Raw genomic sequence first — 20,282 nt, forward strand, 5'->3', positions numbered from 1 at the left:
CTTCTTAGGGGTAGTGAACATGGCTGCGGTTGAAAACGAGGACAAGCTTCGTGATTACCTCAAGCAGGTAACCACCACGTTGCGTCGTACCCGCAAGAGGCTTCGCGACCGCGACCGCGAGCCGATCGCGATCGTCGGCATCGGCTGCCGGTTCCCTGGCGGCGTCCGCGAACCGGAGGACTTCTGGAACCTGCTGGCCGCGGGCACCGACGCGATCTCCGCGTTCCCGACCGATCGGGGCTGGGACCCGGAAGGCATCTACGCCGGGCTGGACGGCGAGGCGTCCACCACGCGCGTGGGCGGTTTCCTCTACGACGCGGCCGACTTCGACCCCGGGTTCTTCGGGATCAGCCCGCGTGAGGCGATCACCATGGACCCGCAGCAGCGGCTGCTGCTGGAGACGGCCTGGGAGGCGGTCGAGCGGGCCGGGATCGACCCGGCGTCCCTGAAGGGCAGCGCGACCGGGGTCTTCGCCGGCGCCGGATACGGCGCCTACGGCACCGGTCTGGCCGAAGAGGGCGGCTCCGAGGGCTACCTGATGATCGGCAGCCTGACGTCGGTGATCTCCGGCCGCGTGTCCTACACGCTCGGGCTGGAGGGCCCGGCGGTGACGGTGGACACGGCCTGCTCGTCGTCCCTGGTCGCGGTGCACCTGGCCTGTCAGGCGCTGCGTTCGCGCGAGTGCTCGATGGCCCTGGCCGGTGGCGTGGCGGTCATGTCGATCCCGAGCGCGTTCTCCGAGTTCTCCCGGCAGCAGGGCCTGGCCTTCGACGGCCGGTGCAAGGCGTTCTCCGCCGACGCGGACGGCATCGGCTGGGGCGAGGGCGTCGGCATACTCGTCCTGGAACGGCTTTCGGACGCGCGGCGGAACGGCCGCCGGGTGCTCGCCGTCATCGCCGGCAGCGCGATGAACCAGGACGGGGCCAGCAACGGCCTGACCGCGCCGAACGGCCCGTCGCAGCAGCGAGTGATCCGCAGCGCGCTGGCGAACGCCGGCCTCCGCGCGGACCAGGTCGATGCGGTGGAGGCCCACGGCACCGGGACGGTGCTGGGCGACCCGATCGAGGCGCAGGCGCTGCTGGCCACCTACGGGCAGGACCGCGAGGACGGCCGCCCGCTCTGGCTGGGGTCGGTCAAGTCCAACATCGGGCACACGCAGACCGCGGCCGGGGTGGCCGGGGTCATCAAGATGGTGTTGGCGCTGCAGCACCGGGAGCTGCCGCGCACCCTGCACGCCGAGGAGCCCAGCCCGCACGTGGACTGGAGCGCGGGCGAGGTCCGGCTGCTGAACGAGCCCGTCCCGTGGCCCGCGAACGACGGCCGTCCCCGGCGGGCGGGGGTGTCGGCGTTCGGGGTCAGCGGCACCAACGTGCACGCCATCATCGAAGAGGCGCCGCCGGTGACCGACCCGGCCGCCGATCCCGACGCCGACCCTGCCGACCCTGCCGACGCCGCCGATCCTGCCGGCGCGGCGGCCGAAGGCGCCGGCACGACGAGTGTCGCTCTGCCGGTGCTGACCGGGTCGGTGCCGGCCTGGCTGGTGTCGGCCCGGACCACGCCCGGGCTGGCGGCGCAGGCCGCCCGGCTGGGCGAGTTCGCGCAGGCCCGTCCCGAACTGGACGTCGCCGGGGTCGCCTGGTCGCTGATCACGACCCGCTCGGTCTTCGAGCACCGGGCCGTGGTCCTGGGCCAGGACCGGGATGAGCTGCTGTCCGGACTGTCGGCGGTGGCCGCCGGCGAGCCGGCCGCCGGCGTCGTCACCGGGGTGGTTCCGGCCGGTGGCGGTGGCGGCCGGGTGGTGTTCGTTTTCCCCGGTCAGGGCAGCCAGTGGGCCGGGATGGGCCGGGAGCTGGCCGAGGCCAGCCCGGTGTTCGCCGCCCGTCTGGCCGAGTGCGGCCGGGCGTTGGCCCCGTACGTGGACTGGTCGTTGGACGACGTGCTGCACGCTCGTGAGGGTGCGCCGGGCCTGGACCGGGTGGATGTCGTCCAGCCGGTGCTGTGGGCGGTGATGGTGTCGCTGGCGGCGGTGTGGCAGGCCGCCGGAGTGGAACCGGACGCGGTCGTGGGTCACAGCCAGGGTGAGATCGCCGCGGCCGTGGTGGCCGGAATCCTCACCCTGGAGGACGCGGCCAAGGTCGTGGCGTTGCGGAGCCGGGCGTTGACCGCGTTGTCGGGCCGGGGCGGGATGCTCTCGATCGCCGAGTCCGTCACCGCCGTGCGGGTGCGGGTGGAGCCCTGGGGTGAGCGGGTGTCGGTGGCGGCGGTGAACGGCCCGGTCGCGACGGTCGTCTCCGGTGACCCGGACGCGCTGGCGGAGGTCCTGGCCGCATGTGAGCGGGAGGGTGTGCGGGCGCGGATGCTGCCGGTGGACTACGCCTCGCACGGTCCCCAGGTGGACGAGCTGCGCGAGGAGATCCTGAAGCTGCTGGACGGGGTCGCCCCCCAGCCGGGCCGGGTCCCGATGGTGTCGGCGATGAGCGGCGAGTTCGTGGAAGGTCCGGAGATGGACGCCGGGTACTGGTACGCCAGCCTGCGCGCGACGGTGGAGTTCTCCCGGGCGGTCGAGGTGCTGGGCCGGGCGGGTTACGGGGTGTTCGTCGAGACCTCCCCTCACCCGGTGCTGACGGCGTCGATCGCCGGCACGCTGGAGAGTCTGGCGGACCCCGAGGAGGCCGAAGGTCTCTCCCGGCCGGCCCCGGTGGTGACCGGGACGTTGCGCCGCGACGACGGCGGCCCGGCGCGGCTGCTGGCCTCGCTGGCCGAGGTGCACGTGCGCGGCGTGGCCGTGGACTGGACCACCGTCGTGCCGGCCGCGCCATGGGTGGAGCTGCCGACGTACGCGTTCCAGCGGCAGCGGTACTGGCCCAAGCCGATCCCGGCCCCCGTCGCCCTCGGCGGTGGCGCCGGCTCCGTGGCCGAGGCCCGGTTCTGGTCCGCCGTCGAGGCCGGTGACGTGGACGGACTGTCCCGGGCGCTGTCGGTGGACGGAACGACACTGGGTGAGCTGGTGCCGGCCCTGGCGTCGTGGCGGCGGCGGGAGCGGGACGAGTCGCTGACGGCCGACTGGCGGTACCGGGTCTCCTGGGTGCCGGTCCGTGACCCGGCCCCGGTGGTGCTGTCCGGGACGTGGCTGGTCGTGGCCGGGGCCCACCTGGCGGGCGGCGACCTGGTGTCCGCCTGTGCGCGGGCGCTGGGCGAGCGTGGCGCCCGGGTGGTAATCGCGGAGGTCGCCCCGGGTGAGGTGACCCGGTCGGGCCTGGCCAAGACGATCGGCGAAGCCCTCCTCCCGGGCACGGACGACGGGATGCCGGCGCCGGTGGCGGGTGTGCTCTCCTTGCTGGGGCTGGACGAGTCACCGCTGGCCGACCGGCCCGTGGTGCCGGCCGGCGTGGCCGGGACGATGGGACTGCTGCAGGCGCTCGGCGACATGGGGACGACCGCGCCGCTGTGGGTGCTGACCCAGGGCGCCGTCACGACCGGCGACGGCGATGTCCCGGCCAGGCCGATCCAGGCCCAGGTGTGGGGGCTGGGCCGCACGGCCGGGGTGGAGCATCCGGACCGGTGGGGCGGCCTGATCGACCTGCCGCCGGTCCTGGACGACCGGGCGCAGGCCCGCCTCGCCGGAGTGCTCGGCGGCACGCGTGAGGACCAGGTCGCGATCCGGGCCGGTGGGATCGTGGCCCGCCGCCTGGTCCGCGCCCCCCGCCGCCACGGCGACCGCGCGTGGACGCCGCGCGGGACCGTCCTGCTCACCGGGGCCAGTGGCGCGATCGGCCCGGATCTGGCCGCTTGGCTGGCGGACGCCGGTGCCGAGCATGTGGTGTTGTCGAGTCGCCGGGGTCCGGGGACGCCGGGCGCGTCGGTGCTCGGGGCCCTTTTGGCCGAGGCGGGTACTGCGGTGACGATGGTCGCCTGTGATGTGGTGGATCGGGATGCGGTGGCCGGCATGCTGGGCTGGATTCCGACGGTGGCTCCGCCGTTGTCCACGGTGATCCATGGTGCGGTGGCGGTGGAGTTGATGGCGCTTGAGCAGGCCGATGTCGATCAGCTCGCGCTGGCTCTGGGTGCCAAGGTCGGCGGGGCGGCGCATCTGGACGAGCTGACGGCGGATCTCGATCTGGATGCCTTCGTGTTGTTCTCGTCGATCACCGCGACGTGGGGGGTGGGTGAGCACGGTACGTACGCTGCGGCGAACGCGCATCTGGACGCGCTGGCGGAGAACCGGCGTGCCCGGGGTCTGCCGGCGACGTCGGTGGCGTGGGGGGTCTGGAGCTCCGGCGGCCGGTTCGACGACTCCGCGAACGCCCCCCGCGACCCGGCCGAGCCGGAACGGCCGCAGAGCCTGGTGCCGGAGCGGTTGCGGCGCCAGGGACTGCGGCTGCTGGAGCCGCAGCGGGCACTGGGCGTGCTGGGTCAGGTGCTCGCCGACGACGAGACCGTGCTGTCGGTGGCCGATGTGGACTGGCCGCGCTTCTCGGCGGTGTTCAACGCCATGCGGTCGTGGCCGCTGCTGGAGGAGATCCCCGAGGCGCGGCAGATCGAGTCCGGTCCGGGCGGCACGGCCGTCGTGACCTCGGGGGAGGCCGCGGCGCTGCTGGAACGCCTGGCCGGAGTGTCGGCCGGTCAGCGGGAACGGATCGTCGCGGACCTGGTCGCCGGCCACGCGGCGGCGGTCCTCGGCCACGCCTCGGCCGACGAGGTGGAGGCGAACCGGGCCTTCCGCGAAATGGGGTTCGACTCGCTGACCGCGGTCGAGCTGCGCGGCCGGCTGAACCAGGCCACCGGTCTGCAGTTGCCCTCCACGGTGGTCTTCGACTACCCGTCCCCGGCGATGCTGGCCCGGCAGATCGTGACCCGGTTGATGGGCACCCAGCAGCTCGTGACGGCCGAATCGCGGGTCACACCGGTCTCTGCCGCCGATCCGGTCGTGATCGTCGGGATGGGCTGCCGGTTCCCCGGCGGGGTGGACAGCCCCGAAGCGCTCTGGCGGTTGCTGGCGACCGGCGGTGACGCGATCTCCGGGTTCCCGGCGGACCGGGGCTGGGACATCGCCGGCCTGCTCGACGCCGTCCCCGGCTCGGCGCTGGCCTCGGTGACCAGTGAAGGCGGATTCGTCGCCGGGGCGGCGGACTTCGACCCGGCGTTCTTCCGCATCAGCCCGCGTGAGGCCCTGGCGATGGACCCGCAGCAGCGCCTCCTCCTCGAAACGGCCTGGGAGGCGCTGGAGCGCACCGGGCTCGACCCGACGACCCTGCGCGGCTCGCTGACCGGCGTCTTCGTCGGCGCGGCCGCGTCCGGCTACGCCGCCCAGACCGGCTACGGCGCCGGCATCGACGGCGCGGAAGGGCACCTGCTCACCGGCAACGTGACCAGCGTGATCTCCGGCCGGGTCTCCTACACCCTCGGCCTCGAAGGCCCTGCGGTGACCGTGGACACCGCGTGTTCCTCGGCCCTGGTGTCGCTGCACCTGGCCGCCCAGGCCCTGCGCGCCGGCGAGTGCGACCTGGCCCTCGCCGGCGGTGTGATGGTGATCGCCGACCCGGCCGAGTTCATCGGCTTCTCGCAGCAGGGGGCTCTGGCCCTGGACGGCCGGTGCAAGGCGTTCTCGGCCGACGCCGACGGGATGGGCCTGGCCGAGGGCGCGGGCATGATCGTGCTGGAGCGGCTTTCCGACGCCCGCCGCAACGGTCACACGGTGCTGGCCGTGGTGGCGGGCAGCGCCATCAACCAGGACGGCGCCAGCAACGGGCTGACCGCCCCCAACGGCCCCTCCCAGCAGCGGGTGATCCGCGCCGCGCTCGCCAGCGCCGGCCTCGGCACCGCCGATGTGGACGCGGTCGAGGCCCACGGCACCGGCACCCGCCTCGGCGACCCGATCGAGGCCCAGGCGATCCTGGCCACCTACGGGCAGGACCGCCCGGAGGGGCGTCCGCTGTGGCTGGGCACGGTGAAGTCCAACATCGGCCACGCCCAGCAGGCCGCCGGCGCGGCCGGGATCATCAAGATGGTCCTGGCCCTGCGGCACGGCCTGCTGCCGGCCACCCTGCACGCCGGCGTTCCGTCCCCGCACGTGGACTGGAGCGCCGGTGAGGTCCGGCTGCTGACCGAACCGGTGGAGTGGCAGCCCAACGGCCGCCCCCGCCGGGCCGGCGTCTCGGCCTTCGGGATCAGCGGCACCAACGCCCACGTCATCCTGGAAGAAGCACCTGTGCCGGCCGACGCCGACGCTGAACCGGACGACGCTGAACCGCCGGCCCCGGTGCTGCTGCCGGACACCCAGGCCTGGCTGGTGTCCGGCCACACCGCGTCCGGCCTCATCGACCAGGCCCGGCGGCTGGCCGGCCACCTCGCGGCCCACCCGGACCTCGGCCCGCTCGACGTCGGCTGGTCGCTGGCCACCACCCGGTCCATGTTCGAGCACCGCGCCGTCATCACCGGCGCCGGCCGGGACGAACTGATGGCCGGGCTCGGCGCGCTGGCGGCGGGCAAGCCCGCCGCCGGTGTCGTGACCGGGGTGGCCGGCGCCACCGGTCCGGTCGTGTTCGTCTTCCCCGGCCAGGGCTCGCAGTGGATCGGGATGGGTCGGGAGCTGGCGGCGGCGTCGCCGGTGTTCGCGGCCCGGCTCGCCGAGTGCGGGCAGGCGCTGGCCCCGTACGTGGACTGGTCCCTGGAAGACGTCCTGGCCGGCCGCGAGGGCGCGCCGGGTCTCGACCGGGTCGATGTGGTGCAGCCCGCGCTGTGGGCCGTGATGGTGTCGCTGGCCGCGTTCTGGCAGGCGGCCGGGGTGATCCCGGACGCGGTGCTGGGGCATTCGCAAGGTGAGATCGCGGCGGCCGTGGTGGCCGGGATCCTGTCGCTGGAGGACGCCGCCAAGGTGGTGGCGCTGCGCAGCCGGGCCCTGACCGCCCTGTCCGGACGCGGCGGAATGGCGTCCCTCGCGGAACCGGCCGAGGCGGTGACGGCTCGGATCGCGCCCTGGGACGGGCGGATCTCGGTCGCGGCCGTGAACGGCCCCGCGGCGACGGTCGTCTCGGGTCGGCCGGAGGCCCTGGCGGAGCTGCTCGCGGGCTGCGAGCGGGACGGCGTACGGGCCCGGATGCTGCCGGTGGACTACGCCTCGCACGGGCCGCAGGTGGACGCGATCCGCGACGAGGTGCTGAGCCTGCTGGAGACGGTCGCGCCGCGGCCCGGCGTCATCCCCATGGTGTCGTCGATGACCGGCGAGTTCCTGACCGGTCCCGAGATGGACGCCGGGTACTGGTACGCGAGCCTGCGGGCGCCCGTGGAGTTCTCCCGCGCCACCGAGGTGCTGGGCCGGGCCGGGTACGGGGTGTTCGTCGAGACCTCCGCGCACCCGGTGCTGACCGCCGCCATCACCGACACGCTCGACGACCTCCGGCGTACGTCCGGCACCGGCGAGGGGCCGGGGTCCGTACGGGAACCGGTCGTCACCGGCACCCTCCGGCGGGACGACGGCGGACCGCTCCGGGCTCTGGCCTCGCTGGCCCAGCTTCACGCCCACGGCGTCTTCGTGGACTGGACCGCGGTGCTGCCGGCCGGCGAGCGGATCGACCTGCCGACCTACGCGTTCCAGCGGCAGCGGTACTGGCCCAAGCCGGCTCCGGCCACGGCCCCGGCGAGCGCCGTCCCGGCGGGCGAGAGCGCGTTCTGGGCCGCGGTCGAGGGCGGCGACCTGGACGGCCTGTCGCAGACCCTGGCCGTGGACGGGCAGCGGCTACGCGAGGTGCTGCCGGCGCTGGCCGCCTGGCGGCGGCGTGAACGCGGTGAGTCGACGGTCGCGGACTGGCGGTACCGGATCACCTGGGCTCCGGTCACCGTGCCCGGCTCCGCGACCCTGTCCGGGACCTGGCTGGTGGTCGCCCCCGCCGGCGAGTCGAGCACGGCCGAGACCGAGCGGTGCGTACAGGCTCTGACCGGCCACGGCGCACGGGTGCTGCTCGCCGGGATCGCCCCGGGTGAGGCCGACCGGCAGGCGCTGGCCGGCCGGATCAGCGAGACCCTCCACGCGGCGGCGGAGGACGGCGGCGAGGAGGCCGGGCCGGATCGCGGTCCGGTGGTGGCCGGGGTGGTGTCGCTGCTGGCGCTGGACGAGTCGCCGATGCCGCGGTGGCCGGTGGTGCCGAGCGGCCTGGCCGCGACGATGGGCCTGGTCCAGGCACTGGGCGACGCCGGGATCGGCGCCCCGCTGTGGGTGCTGACGTCGGGCGCGGTCGCAGCCGGCGCCGGTGAGGTCCCCACCGGCCCGCTCCAGGCGCAGACGTGGGCCTTCGGCCGCGTCGCCGGTCTGGAGCATCCGGACCGGTGGGGCGGTTTGATCGACCTGCCGCAGACGTGGGACGCCCGGTCGGCCGGTCGCCTGGCCGCGGTCCTGGCCGGGTGCGGCGAGGACCAGGTGGCGATCCGGGCCGGGGGAGTGCTGGGCCGGCGTCTGGTGCGCGCGCCCCGGCCCCGTCCCGGCGGCCGGTGGCTGCCGGGCGGCAGCGTGCTGGTGACCGGCGGCACCGGCGGCGTCGGCGGCCACGTGGCCCGCTGGCTGACCGGGCGCGGCGCCGCCCGGGTGGTGTTGTCCAGCCGTTCCGGTCCGGCCGCGGCCGGTGCGCCGGCCCTGGCGGCCGAGCTGGCCGCCGCCGGGACGGCGGTGGCCGTCGTCGCCGCCGACGCCGGCGAGCGCGCGCAGGTGACCGGCCTGGTGAACTGGATCGGCGCCACCGGCCCGCGGCTGAGCTCGGTGATGCACGCCGCCGGGGCCGGGCTGGGCGGCCCGATCGACGGCATGGTGGCCTCGGAGCTGGCGGACGTGTCGCAGGCCAAGGCCGGTGGCGCCGTCCACCTGGACGAGGCCACCGCCGGCCTCGATCTGGACGCGTTCGTGGTGTTCTCCTCCGGCGCGGCGGCCTGGGGCAGCGGTCAGCTCGCCGGGTACGCGGCGGCGAACGCGGCGCTGGACGCCCTGGTCGAGGACCGGCGCGGGCGCGGACTGGCCGGGACGTCGGTCGCCTGGGGCCTGTGGGGCGGCGGCGGCATGGGCGACGGCCCGGCCGGAGAGGTGCTGCAGCGCCTCGGCCTGCGGGAGATGGACCCGGAGCCGGCGATCACGGCGCTGGCCGGGGTGCTGGACGCCGGAGAGGCCCTGGTGGCCGTCGCGGACATCGACTGGGCCCGGTTCGCCCCGGTGTTCACCGTGCAGCGGCCCAGCCCGCTGCTGGCCGACCTGCCGGACGCCCAGCGGGCCCTGGACGCTCACATGACCTCCGGCGACGGCGCGAAGGAGGCCGGGACGGCGCTGGGACGGCGGCTGCGCGGCCTGAACCGGCCCGAGCAGGAGAGGATCCTCACCGACCTGGTCCGGGCCGAGGCCGCCGCCGTCCTCGGGCACGCGTCCGCGGAGGCGGTGCCGGCCGGGCGGGCGTTCAAGGACCTCGGCTTCGACTCCCTCACCGCCGTCGATCTGCGCACCCGGCTGAACGCGGCCACCGGCCTGAAACTGCCGGCCACGCTGGTCTTCGACCACCCCACCCCGGCCGCGGTCGTCCGGTTCCTGCGGGAGGAGCTGCTCGGCGCCCTGACCGAGTCCGCTCCGCCGGCGACGGCTCTCGTGGCCGCCGACCCGGGCGAGCCGATCGCCATCATCGGCATGGGCTGCCGGTTCCCCGGCGGAGCCGGAAGCCCGGAGAGCTTCTGGGAGCTGCTGGCCACCGGCACCGACGCCGTCTCCGCCTTCCCCGCCGACCGGGGCTGGGACGTGGACCACCTCTACGACGCCGCCCCCGACGCCGGCGCGTCCACCACCCGCCAGGGCGGATTCGTCTACGACGCGCCCGGCTTCGACGCCGCGTTCTTCGGCATCAGCCCCCGCGAGGCGCTGGCGATGGACCCCCAGCAGCGCATGCTGCTGGAGACCACCTGGGAGGCGCTGGAACGCGCGGGCATCGACCCCGCCTCGTTGCGGGGCAGCCAGACCGGCGTCTTCGCCGGGGCCAGCTACTCGGCCTACGGCGCGGGCCTGGTCGAGAGCAGCGGCTCCGAGGGCTACGTGCTCACCGGGAACGCGACCGCCGTGATCTCCGGCCGCGTCTCCTACACCCTCGGCCTTGAGGGCCCTGCCGTCACCGTGGACACGGCCTGCTCGTCGTCCCTGGTCGCGCTGCACCTGGCCGCTCAGGCCCTGCGCGCCGGGGAGTGCTCGCTCGCCCTGGCCGGCGGGGTCACCGTGATGGCGACCCCCGGAGCGTTCGCCGAGTTCTCCCGCCAGCAGGGCCTGGCCTTCGACGGGCGGTGCAAGTCGTTCGGCGCGGGCGCCGACGGCACCGGCTGGGGCGAGGGCGCCGGCGTCCTGGTGCTGGAACGGCTCTCGGACGCCCGCCGCAACGGCCACCGGGTCCTGGCCGTCGTCCGCGGCAGCGCGGTGAACCAGGACGGCGCGTCGAACGGGCTCACCGCCCCCAACGGGCCGTCCCAGCAGCGGGTGATCCGGGCCGCCCTGGTCGGCGCCGGCCTGACCGCGTCGGACGTGGACGCGGTCGAGGCCCACGGCACCGGCACGGTGCTCGGCGACCCGATCGAGGCACAGGCCCTGCTGGCCACCTACGGCCAGGACCGGCCCGAGGACCGTCCGCTGTGGCTCGGATCGGTGAAGTCGAACATCGGCCACACCCAGGCCGCGGCGGGAGTCGCCGGCGTGATCAAGATGGTGCTGGCCATGCGGCACGAGGTCCTGCCGGTCACCCTCTTCGCCGACGAGCCGTCCCCGCACGTGGACTGGTCCGCCGGCGACGTGCGCCTGCTGACCGAGCCGGTGGCCTGGCCGGCGAACGGCCGCCCCCGGCGGGCGGGCGTGTCGGCGTTCGGGGTCAGCGGCACCAACGCGCACGTGATCCTGGAAGAACCGCCGGCCGTCGCGGATGACGCCGCCACCGGCCTCACGGATGTCACCGATGCCGCCGAGACCGGCGCCACCCCGCCGCGACCGGTTCCGGTGCTGGAGCCTGCCCCGTCCGCGTGGCCGGTCTCCGGCAAGTCGGCCGCCGCTCTGGCCGCCCAGGCCGGACGGCTCGCCGCCCACCTCGCCGCCCGTCCGGATCTCGACCCGATCGACGTCGGATGGTCGCTGGCCCGGACCCGGTCGGCGTTCGAGCACCGGGCGGTCATCACCGGCGACCTGACCTCCGGGCTGACCGCGCTCGCCGCGGGCGCGTCCGCGGCCGGGGTGACCCGGGGCGCGGTCCCCGCGAGCGGAGCCGACCGGGTCGGCTTCCTCTTCGCCGGGCAGGGCGCCCAGCGCGCCGGCATGGGCCGCGATCTGCACGCCGCGTCGCCGGTCTTCGCCGAGGCGTTCGATCACGCCTGCGCCCTGCTGGAGGCCGAGATCGGGCTCCCGATCCGGGACGTGGTGCTCGGCGCCGGCGAGGACGGCGAGAAGGACGGCGGAGAGGACGGCGACGATCGGGCCACCCAGACCCTCTACGCCCAGGCCGGGTTGTTCGCGGTCGAGGTGGGGCTGGTCGCCCTGCTGGCGGCGGCCGGGATCGTCCCGGACGCGGTCGCCGGCCACTCGGTCGGGGAGATCGCCGCCGCGCACGCGGCCGGCGTCCTGACCCTGGCCGAGGCGTGCCGGCTGGTCGCGGCCCGGGGCCGGCTGATGCAGGCCCTTCCCGGCGGCGGGGCGATGGCGGCCATCGCCGCCACCGAGGCCGAGGTGCTCGCCACGCTCGAAGGCACGCCCGGGGTGTCCATCGCGGCCGTCAACGGCCCGTCGTCGATGGTGATCTCGGGCGACGCCGCCGCGGTGGAGGCGGTGACCGAGGTGTGGCGGGAACGCGGGCGGCGGGTACGCCGGCTGCGGGTCAGCCACGCGTTCCACTCGGCCCGCATGGACCCGGTGCTGGCCGAGCTCGGCGAGGTGGCCGCCGGGCTGGAGCACTCGCCGCCCGCGGTGGCCTGGGTCGGGGCCCTGACCGGCGAGCTGATCAGGGAGCCGGACGCCGGCTACTGGGCGGAGCAGGCCCGGCAGCCGGTTCGCTTCGCCGACGCGGTGACGACGATGGCCGGTCAGGGCGTCTCGGTGTTCATCGAGATCGGCCCGGACGGGACGCTGTCGGCGATGGGTCCGGCGGCCCTGCCGGAGACGGGCGAGGGGGACGGCGCCGAAGCCGCGTTCATCCCTATGCTGCGGGCGGACACCGGCGCGCAGGCGTCCGTACTGGACGCCTTGGCCCGTGCTCACGTGCGCGGGGTGAACCTCGACTGGTCCGCGGTCCTGCCGGCCGGGCGGATCGTGGAGCTGCCCACGTACGCCTTCCAGCATCGGCACTACTGGCCCAACCCCGCCCCCGCCGCGGTCCCCACCGGTGACGGAACCGGGACCGAGGCCGAGGCCCGGTTCTGGGCCGCGGTGGAACACGGCGACCTGGCCGGACTGGCCGGAGCCCTGGACGTGGACGGCGAACGCCCGTTCCGCGAGGTGCTTCCGGCGCTGGCGTCCTGGCGCCGGCGCGACCGGCGTGAATCGCTGACGGCGGGATGGCGCTACCGGATCTCCTGGACGCCGGTGCCCGACCCGGCTCCGGCCACGCTGACCGGAACCTGGCTCGTCGTCTCCACGAACACGGGCCCGGACACGGAGTCGGACCTGACCCGTGCCTGCGCCGAGGCCCTGAGCGGTGCCGGAGCCCAGGTGGTCCTGGCCGGGGCCGCCGCCGGTGAGATGGATCGGGGCGGCCTGGCCGCCCTCATCCGCCGGGCCCTCGCCGGCGCCCACGGCGACGGCGACGACGCCCTGACGCCGCCGGTGGCCGGGGTGCTGTCACTGCTGGCCACCGACGAGACGCCGCTGGCCGGCTCGCCGGCCGTGGCCACCGGCCTGGCCGGGACCCTCGGCCTGGTCCAGGCCCTCGCCGACCTGGGGATCGACGCCCCGGTCTGGGCGGCGACCTGCGGCGCGGTCGCGACCGGCCCTGGCGAGACGCTGACCAGCCCGGTGCAGGCCCAGGTCTGGGGCCTGGGCCGGATCGTCTGCCTGGAACACCCCGGCCACTGGGGCGGCCTGATCGACCTGCCGCCCGCCCTGGACGAGCGGACCACGGCCCGGCTGGTCGCCGTCCTGGCCGGGTCCGTCGCCCGGGGCGAGGACCAGCTCGCGATCCGCGGCAGCGGAATCCTGGGCCGGCGGCTCCTCCCGGCCCCGCGGCCACTCGGGAACGGCGACTGGACCTCGCCGGGCAGCGCCCTGGTCACCGGCGGCACCGGAGCGATCGGCGGGCGGGTGGCCCACTGGCTGGCCGAGCGCGGCGTCCCCCGGGCCGTGCTGGTCTCGCGGTCGGGTGCCCGCGCCTCCGGCGTGGCCGAGCGGGCCGCGCGGCTGGCCGCCGAGGGCACCGCCGTCGCGGTGGTCGCCTGCGACACGGCCGACCGGGCCCAGATGGCGGCGCTGCTGGACTGGATCGACGGGAGCGGGCCCGCGCTGCGGGCCGTCTTCCACGCCTCCGGCGTCCCGCAGGGCGCCGCGGTCCTGGACACCACGGTCGGGGATCTGGCCACCGCCGCGAGCGCCAAGACCGCCGGGGCCGCGCACCTGGACGAACTCACCGCCGGCCGGGAGCTGGACGCCTTCGTGCTGTTCTCCTCCGGGGCGGCGATCTGGGGCAGCCGGCTGCAGGCGGCCTACGCCGCCGCCAACGCCTACCTGGACGCGCTGGCCGAGAACCGCCTCGGCCGCGGGCTGCCCGCGACCTCGGTGTCCTGGGGCCTGTGGGGCGGCGGCGGGATGGGCGAGGGCGAAGGCGGCGCCCAACTGCAACGGCTCGGCCTGCGGGAGATGGACCCCGAGCCGGCCGTCGGCGCGCTGGCCACCGTCCTGGACCACGGCGAGGGTCTGGTCACCGTGGCCGACCTGGACTGGGCCCGCTTCGCCCCGGTGTTCACCCTGCACCGGCCCAGCGCTCTGATCAGCGAACTGCCCCAGGTCCGGCTGGCGCTGTCCGAACCCGCCTCCGACGGCGACGGCCAGGCCACCGGCGCCGCGAGCGAGCTGGGGCAGCGGCTGCGGGGCCTCGCCCGGCCCGACCAGAACCGCATCCTGACCGATCTGGTCCGGACCGAGGCGGCGCTCGTCCTCGGGCATCCCTCGCCCGACGCGGTGGAGGCCGGCCGGGCGTTCAAGGACGTCGGCTTCGACTCGCTCACCGCCGTGGAACTGCGCGACCGGCTGAACACGGCCACCGGCCTGAAGCTCCCGGCCACGTCGGTCTTCGACTACCCGACCCCGGCCGCGCTGGCCGAGCACCTGCGCGCCGGCCTGACCGGCGAGCAGGCCGGGGCCCCGGTCCCGGCCCAGGTGGCGGCGGCGTCCGACGAGCCGATCGCCATCGTCGGGATGAGCTGCCGCCTTCCCGGCGGCTCGGGCACCCTCGACGACTTCTGGACCCTGCTGGCCACGGGCACCGACGCCATCTCCGGCTTCCCTTCCGACCGCGGCTGGGAGACCTTCGACGCCGGGGGCGGCGAGGCCGGCTCGTTCACCCCGGTCGGCGGGTTCGTCTACGACGCGGGCGATTTCGACGCCGCGTTCTTCGGGATCAGCCCCCGCGAGGCGCTGGCGATGGACCCGCAGCAGCGGCTCCTGCTGGAAGCCTCGTGGGAAGCCCTGGAACACGCCGGAATCGACCCCGGATCGCTGCGCGGCACCGCGGCCGGGGTGTTCGCCGGCGCCTGGTCGTCCGGCTACGGGATGAGCCTGCACCCCTCCGGCGACTCCGCCGGCGCCGAGGGCTACTTCCTCACCGGCAGCGCCACCAGCGTGATCTCCGGACGGGTGGCCTACACGCTCGGGCTGGAGGGCCCGGCCGTGACCGTGGACACGGCGTGCTCCTCGTCCTTGGTCGCCCTGCACCTGGCCTGCCAGTCGCTGCGCTCGGGGGAGTCCTCGCTGGCCCTGGCCGGCGGGGTGACGGTGATGGCGACCCCCGGGGCGTTCGCCGAGTTCGCCGTGCAACAGGGCCTGGCAGGCGACGGCCGGTGCAAGTCCTTCGGGGCGGGCGCCGACGGCACCGGCTGGGGTGAGGGCGTCGGGGTGCTGGTCGTCGAGCGGCTGTCCGACGCGCTCCGCAACGGCCACCGGGTGCTGGCGGTCGTCCGCGGCAGCGCGGTGAACCAGGACGGCACCTCCAACGGGCTCACCGCCCCCAACGGCCCGTCCCAGCAGCGGGTCATCCGCGCCGCGCTGGCCGACGCCGGGCTGACCCCGGCCGACGTCGATGCCGTCGAGGCCCACGGGACCGGCACGGTGCTGGGCGACCCGATCGAGGCGCAGGCCCTGCTGGCCACCTACGGGCAGGACCGGGCCGGCGACCGGCCGCTGTGGCTCGGCTCGGTGAAGTCGAACATCGGTCACACCCAGGCCGCCGCCGGCGTGGCCGGGATCATCAAGATGGTCCTGGCGATGCGGCACGAGGTTCTCCCCGCCACCCTGCACGCGCAGGAGCCGTCCCCGCACGTGGACTGGTCGGCCGGCGACGTGCGGCTGCTGAGCGAGCCGGTGCCGTGGCCGGTGAACGGCCGGCCGCGCCGGGCCGGGGTGTCGTCCTTCGGGGTCAGCGGCACCAACGCGCACATCATCCTGGAGGAACCGCCCGCCCCCGGCGAGCCGCCCGTCCTCGAAGAACCGGACGAGCAGGACGACTCGGCGACGGAGACCGGGACGGCCGGCGCCGGGCGGCCGGTCCTCACCGGCGGGCCGGCCGCATGGCTGGTGTCCGCCAAGACCGCCGCCGGCCTGGCCCGGCAGGCGCACCGGCTGGCCGAGCACTGCCAGGCCGGCCCCGCACCCGACGCCGGGGACGTCACGGGCGTCGCCGACATCACCGACATCGCCGACATCACCGATATCGCCGACATCGCCGACATCACCGACATCGCCTGGTCGCTGGCCACCACCCGGGCGGCGTTCGAGCACCGGGCCGTGGTCACCGGCACCGGAGCCGGCGACCTGATCGCCGGGCTGACCGCGCTGGCGGCCGGTGAGCCGGCCGCCGGGGTCGTGACCGGGACGGTCCCGGCCGGCGACCGGCGCGCGGTGTTCGTGTTCCCCGGCCAGGGGTCGCAGTGGCTCGGCATGGGCCGGGAGCTGGCGGAGTCGTCGCCGGTGTTCGCGGCCCGGCTGGCCGAGTGCGGTCAGGCGCTGGCCCCGTACGTGGACTGGTCCCTGGACGACGTACTGGCCGGAGCCGAAGGCGCGCCGAGCCTGGACCGGGCCGACGTCGTCCAGCCCGCACTGTGGGCGGTCATGGTGTCGCTGGCCGAGGTCTGGTCGGCGGCCGGCGTCGAACCGGATGCGGTGGTCGGGCATTCCCAGGGCGAGATCGCCGCCGCCTGCGTCGCGGGGATCCTCTCCCTGGACGACGCCGCCAAGATCGTGGCCCTGCGCAGCCAGGCGCTGACGGCGCTGTCCGGGCGCGGCGGCATGCTGTCCGTCGCCGAACCGGCGCAGGCCGTGGAGGCCCGGGTCGCGGCCCGGGACGGCCGGCTGACGGTCGCGGCGGTCAACGGACCCGACGCCACCGTCGTCTCCGGCGACCCGGACGCCATCGAGCAACTGGCGGCCGAGTGCGAGCACGACGGCGTACGGGCCCGGGTCCTGCCGGTGGACTACGCCTCCCACGGCCCCCAGGTGGACGCCATCCGGGACGACGTGCTCACCGCACTCGCGGGGATCACCCCGAGGCCCGCCCGGCTGCCGATGGTGTCGGCGATGACCGGAGAGTTCCTCGACGCCTCCCAGCTCGGCGCCGACTACTGGTACGCGAGCCTGCGCGCGCCGGTGCGGTTCTCTGCGGCGATCGAGACGCTCGGCCGGGCCGGATACCGGGTGTTCATCGAGTCCTCGCCGCACCCGGTGCTGATCGCGGCGATCACCGCCACCCTGGAGCGGGCCGAGGACGGCGGCTCCAACCGGACGCCGGTGGTGGCCGGGACGCTGCGCCGCGACGACGGCGGTCCCGCCCGGCTCCTGCAGTCGCTGGCCGAGGCTCACGTCAACGGCGTGGGCGTGGACTGGCCGAAGGTGCTGCCCGCCGGACGGCGGATCGACCTGCCCACGTACGCCTTCGAGCACCGGCGCTACTGGTCCCGGATGTCCCTCGGCGGAGCCGGGGACGTCCGGTCGGCCGGGCTGGGCGCGGTCGGCCATCCGCTGCTCGGCGCGGCCGTCGAACTGGCAGGCGGGGAAGGGGTGGTCCTGACCGGACGGGTGTCCCTGCGCTCGCAGCCCTGGCTCGGCGATCACGCCGTCGGCGGCACGGTGGTGCTGCCGGGCACGGCGTTCGTGGAGTTCGCGGTGCGGGCCGGGTACGAGGCCGGGTGTGCCCGGATCGTCGAGCTGACCCTGGCGGCGCCGCTGGTCCTGCCGGCCACCGGCGCGGTCCAGGTTCAGGTCACGGTCGGCGCACCGGATCAGGACGGACACCGGACCGTCGAGATCTACTCCCGCCCCGACGAGTCCGAGGGCGTCCCGTGGACCCAGCACGCCAGTGGGCGGCTCGCGCCGGACCGGCCCGCCGACCTGCCGCAGCCCGCCGACTTCCTGGTCTGGCCCCCTGCGGACGCGCAAGCCGTCGATGTCTCCGGCCTGTACGAGACCCAGGCCGCGGGCGGATACGGCTACGGGCCGGTCTTCCGCGGCCTGCGGGCGGCCTGGCGGCGCGGTGCCGACGTCTTCGCCGAGATCGCCCTGCCCGACACCGCCGCCTCCGACGCCGCCCGGTTCGGCATCCACCCGGCCCTGCTGGACGCGTCCCTGCACGCGGCCGGCCTGCTCACCGGTACCGGCCAGGCTGCCGGCGGATCGGACGGCGGCGGATCGGAGGGCGGCGAATCGGACGGCGGCGAATCGGACGGCGTGCGGCTGCCCTTCGCCTGGACCGGAGTCTCGCTCCAGGCGGCCGGCGCGGCCACGCTGCGGGTCCGGCTCTCCCAGGACGGCGCCGGCGGCCTCGTCCTGGACGCGGCCGATCCCACCGGCCGTCCCGTCGTGTCGGTGGAGTCCCTGGTGCTGCGGCCGATCGCGGCCGGAGCCCTGCAAGCCGCCGCCAACGGCCTGCGCGACGCCCTCTTCGGCGTCGAATGGATCCCGGTCGGCGGCGCCGAGACGTCGTCCGCCGGCCGATGGGCGCTGATCGGCGCCGACCCGTTCGGGATCGAGGCGGCCGGCAACCGGCTCGCCGCCACCGGCGTGACGCTGGAGACCCATCCGGACCTGGCCGCCCTGACCGAGGCGATCGAGGCCGGACTGCCCGCACCGGACCTGGTGCTGGCCGAGATCGGCACCGAGACCGCCACGGCGGGCAGCGAGGCCGCCCCCGGCGTCGCCGAGACCTCCCGGCTGATCGCCGGCCAGACCCTGGGCCTGGTCCAGCACTGGCTCACGCTCCCGGCCCTGTCCGAAGCCCGGCTGGTGATCCTGACACGGGGCGCCATCGCGGCGCGGCCCGGCGAGCCGGTCACCGACCTGGCCGCGGCCTCGGTGTGGGGGCTCGTCCGCTCCGCGCAGTCGGAGGAGCCGGGCCGCCTGGTCCTGATCGATCTCCCGGCGGACGGCGGCGCGGACGCGATCGGGCGCCTGGCCGCGGCCGTCGCGTCCGAGGAGCCGGAACTGGCGATCCGCGACCAGGGCGCCTACGGGCGGCGGCTGACCCGCCCGGCGAGCCGGCCGGAGCCGGACGCGGACCTCGTCGGGGACGCGCGGGAGCCCGGCCGCGGCACCGTCCTGATCACCGGGGGAACCGGCATGCTGGGGGCACTGGTCTCCCGGCACCTGGCGGCGACCGGGCGGGCCGGGCGGCTGACGCTGCTGAGCCGTTCGGGCCCGTCCGCCGAGGGGGCCGCGCTCCTGGCCGCCGACTGCGCGCAGGCCGGGGCCGGGGTGCGGATCCTGGCCGCTGACGCCGCCGACCGGCCCGCTCTGGCCGCGGTGCTCGCCCGGAGCGAGGGCCCGCTGACCGCCGTCGTCCACACCGCCGGGGTCCTGGACGACGGCGTGATCCGATCGCTGACCACCGAGCGGATCGACGCGGTGATGCGGCCCAAGGCCGACGTCGCCTGGAACCTGCACGAACTGACCCAGGGCGCCGATCTGGAGGCGTTCGTGCTGTTCTCGGCCGGGGCCGCGACCTTCGGCGCTCCCGGACAGGGCAACTACGCGGCCGGCAACGCCTTCCTCGACTCCCTGGCCGCCGGCCGGCGGGCGGCCGGGCTGCCCGCGATCTCGCTGGCCTGGGGACTGTGGGCCGACGCCAGCGCGATGACCGGGCACCTCAGCGCCGATGACCGGCAGCGGGCCGGCCGCGGCCTGATGAGCGAGATCACGGCCGAGGACGGCCTGGCCCTGCTGGATCTGGCCCTGACCCGGGACGAGGCGCTGCTGGTCCCGGCCCGGCTGAACGTGGCCGCCCTGCGAGGCCAGGCCGCCCGAGGCGAGCCGCCGGCCCCGCTCTGGCGCACCCTGACCGGCAACCCGCTGCGGCCGGCGTCCTCCGCCGGCGGCGCGGAAGCGGGGCGGCTGCTGCGGCAGCAGTTGAACGCGGTAGCCGAATCCGACCGCGACCGGATACTAATGAACCTGGTTCGCACGCATGCGGCCGCCGTTCTCGGTCATTCCTCGGCCGACGCCGTGGGAGCCGGACGGGCTTTCAAGGATCTGGGATTCGACTCGCTGACCGCTTTGGAGCTACGGAATCGGTTGAACGCCGCCACCGGGCTGAAACTGCCCGCGACCCTCGCATTCGACTACCCGACGCCGGCCGCCCTGTCTGAATACATCAAACGGGAGATCGGCTATGACCAGGCCGGCTCGGGCTCGGCCGTCCTGGACGAAGTCGGCAAACTTGAAAAGCTGATCAAGGGAGTTCCCTCCGGTGATGGTGCGCGAGCCGCACTGGCCGCGCGTCTGAAAGCTCTGCTGCTGACCTTGGAGAGCGATCACGACGCGGCGGCCGGCGACGCGGCCGACAACGACATCGAGGCAGCCACGGTCGAGAACATCTTCGATCTTCTCGACAACGAGCTCGCCGATTAACGAGTGCCCCTTTTTCAACCTCATCCCGTCCGCTCGGAGCAGGGAAGCGGGCCGAGAGCCGAGGGGCCGGAATCGAGTCGTGCCAGGCGACCCTGGTCACAACTCGATTCCGGGCGGCCTTCCCACCCCATGGGAAGAGGCGGTTGAAAAAGGCTCGGCGTCAAGGCCGACGCCGGGACGATGTGCGAGGAGCCGT

At 75.5% G+C, this 20,282-nt stretch carries 1 protein-coding gene; it reads left to right on the forward strand.

Annotated features, from left to right (window positions below; genetic code table 11):
• Nucleotides 1-19 precede the first annotated feature (19 nt).
• Nucleotides 20-20,086 carry a type I polyketide synthase gene (locus HNP84_RS53935; protein WP_185054383.1) on the forward strand — a complete coding sequence of 6,689 codons (20,067 nt, stop codon included), beginning with the start codon at nt 20-22 and terminating at the stop codon, nt 20,084-20,086.
• The last annotated feature ends 196 nt before the right edge of the window (nt 20,087-20,282 follow it).

Origin of the sequence: Thermocatellispora tengchongensis (genome assembly GCF_014202315.1) — a bacterium.
In the GTDB taxonomy this organism is placed as follows: domain Bacteria; phylum Actinomycetota; class Actinomycetes; order Streptosporangiales; family Streptosporangiaceae; genus Thermocatellispora; species Thermocatellispora tengchongensis.

Excerpts from the sequence above, each read along its gene's own strand:
- HNP84_RS53935 (WP_185054383.1), top strand. The coding sequence starts at position 20 with ATGGCTGCGGTTGAAAACGAGGACAAGCTTCGTGATTACCTCAAGCAG.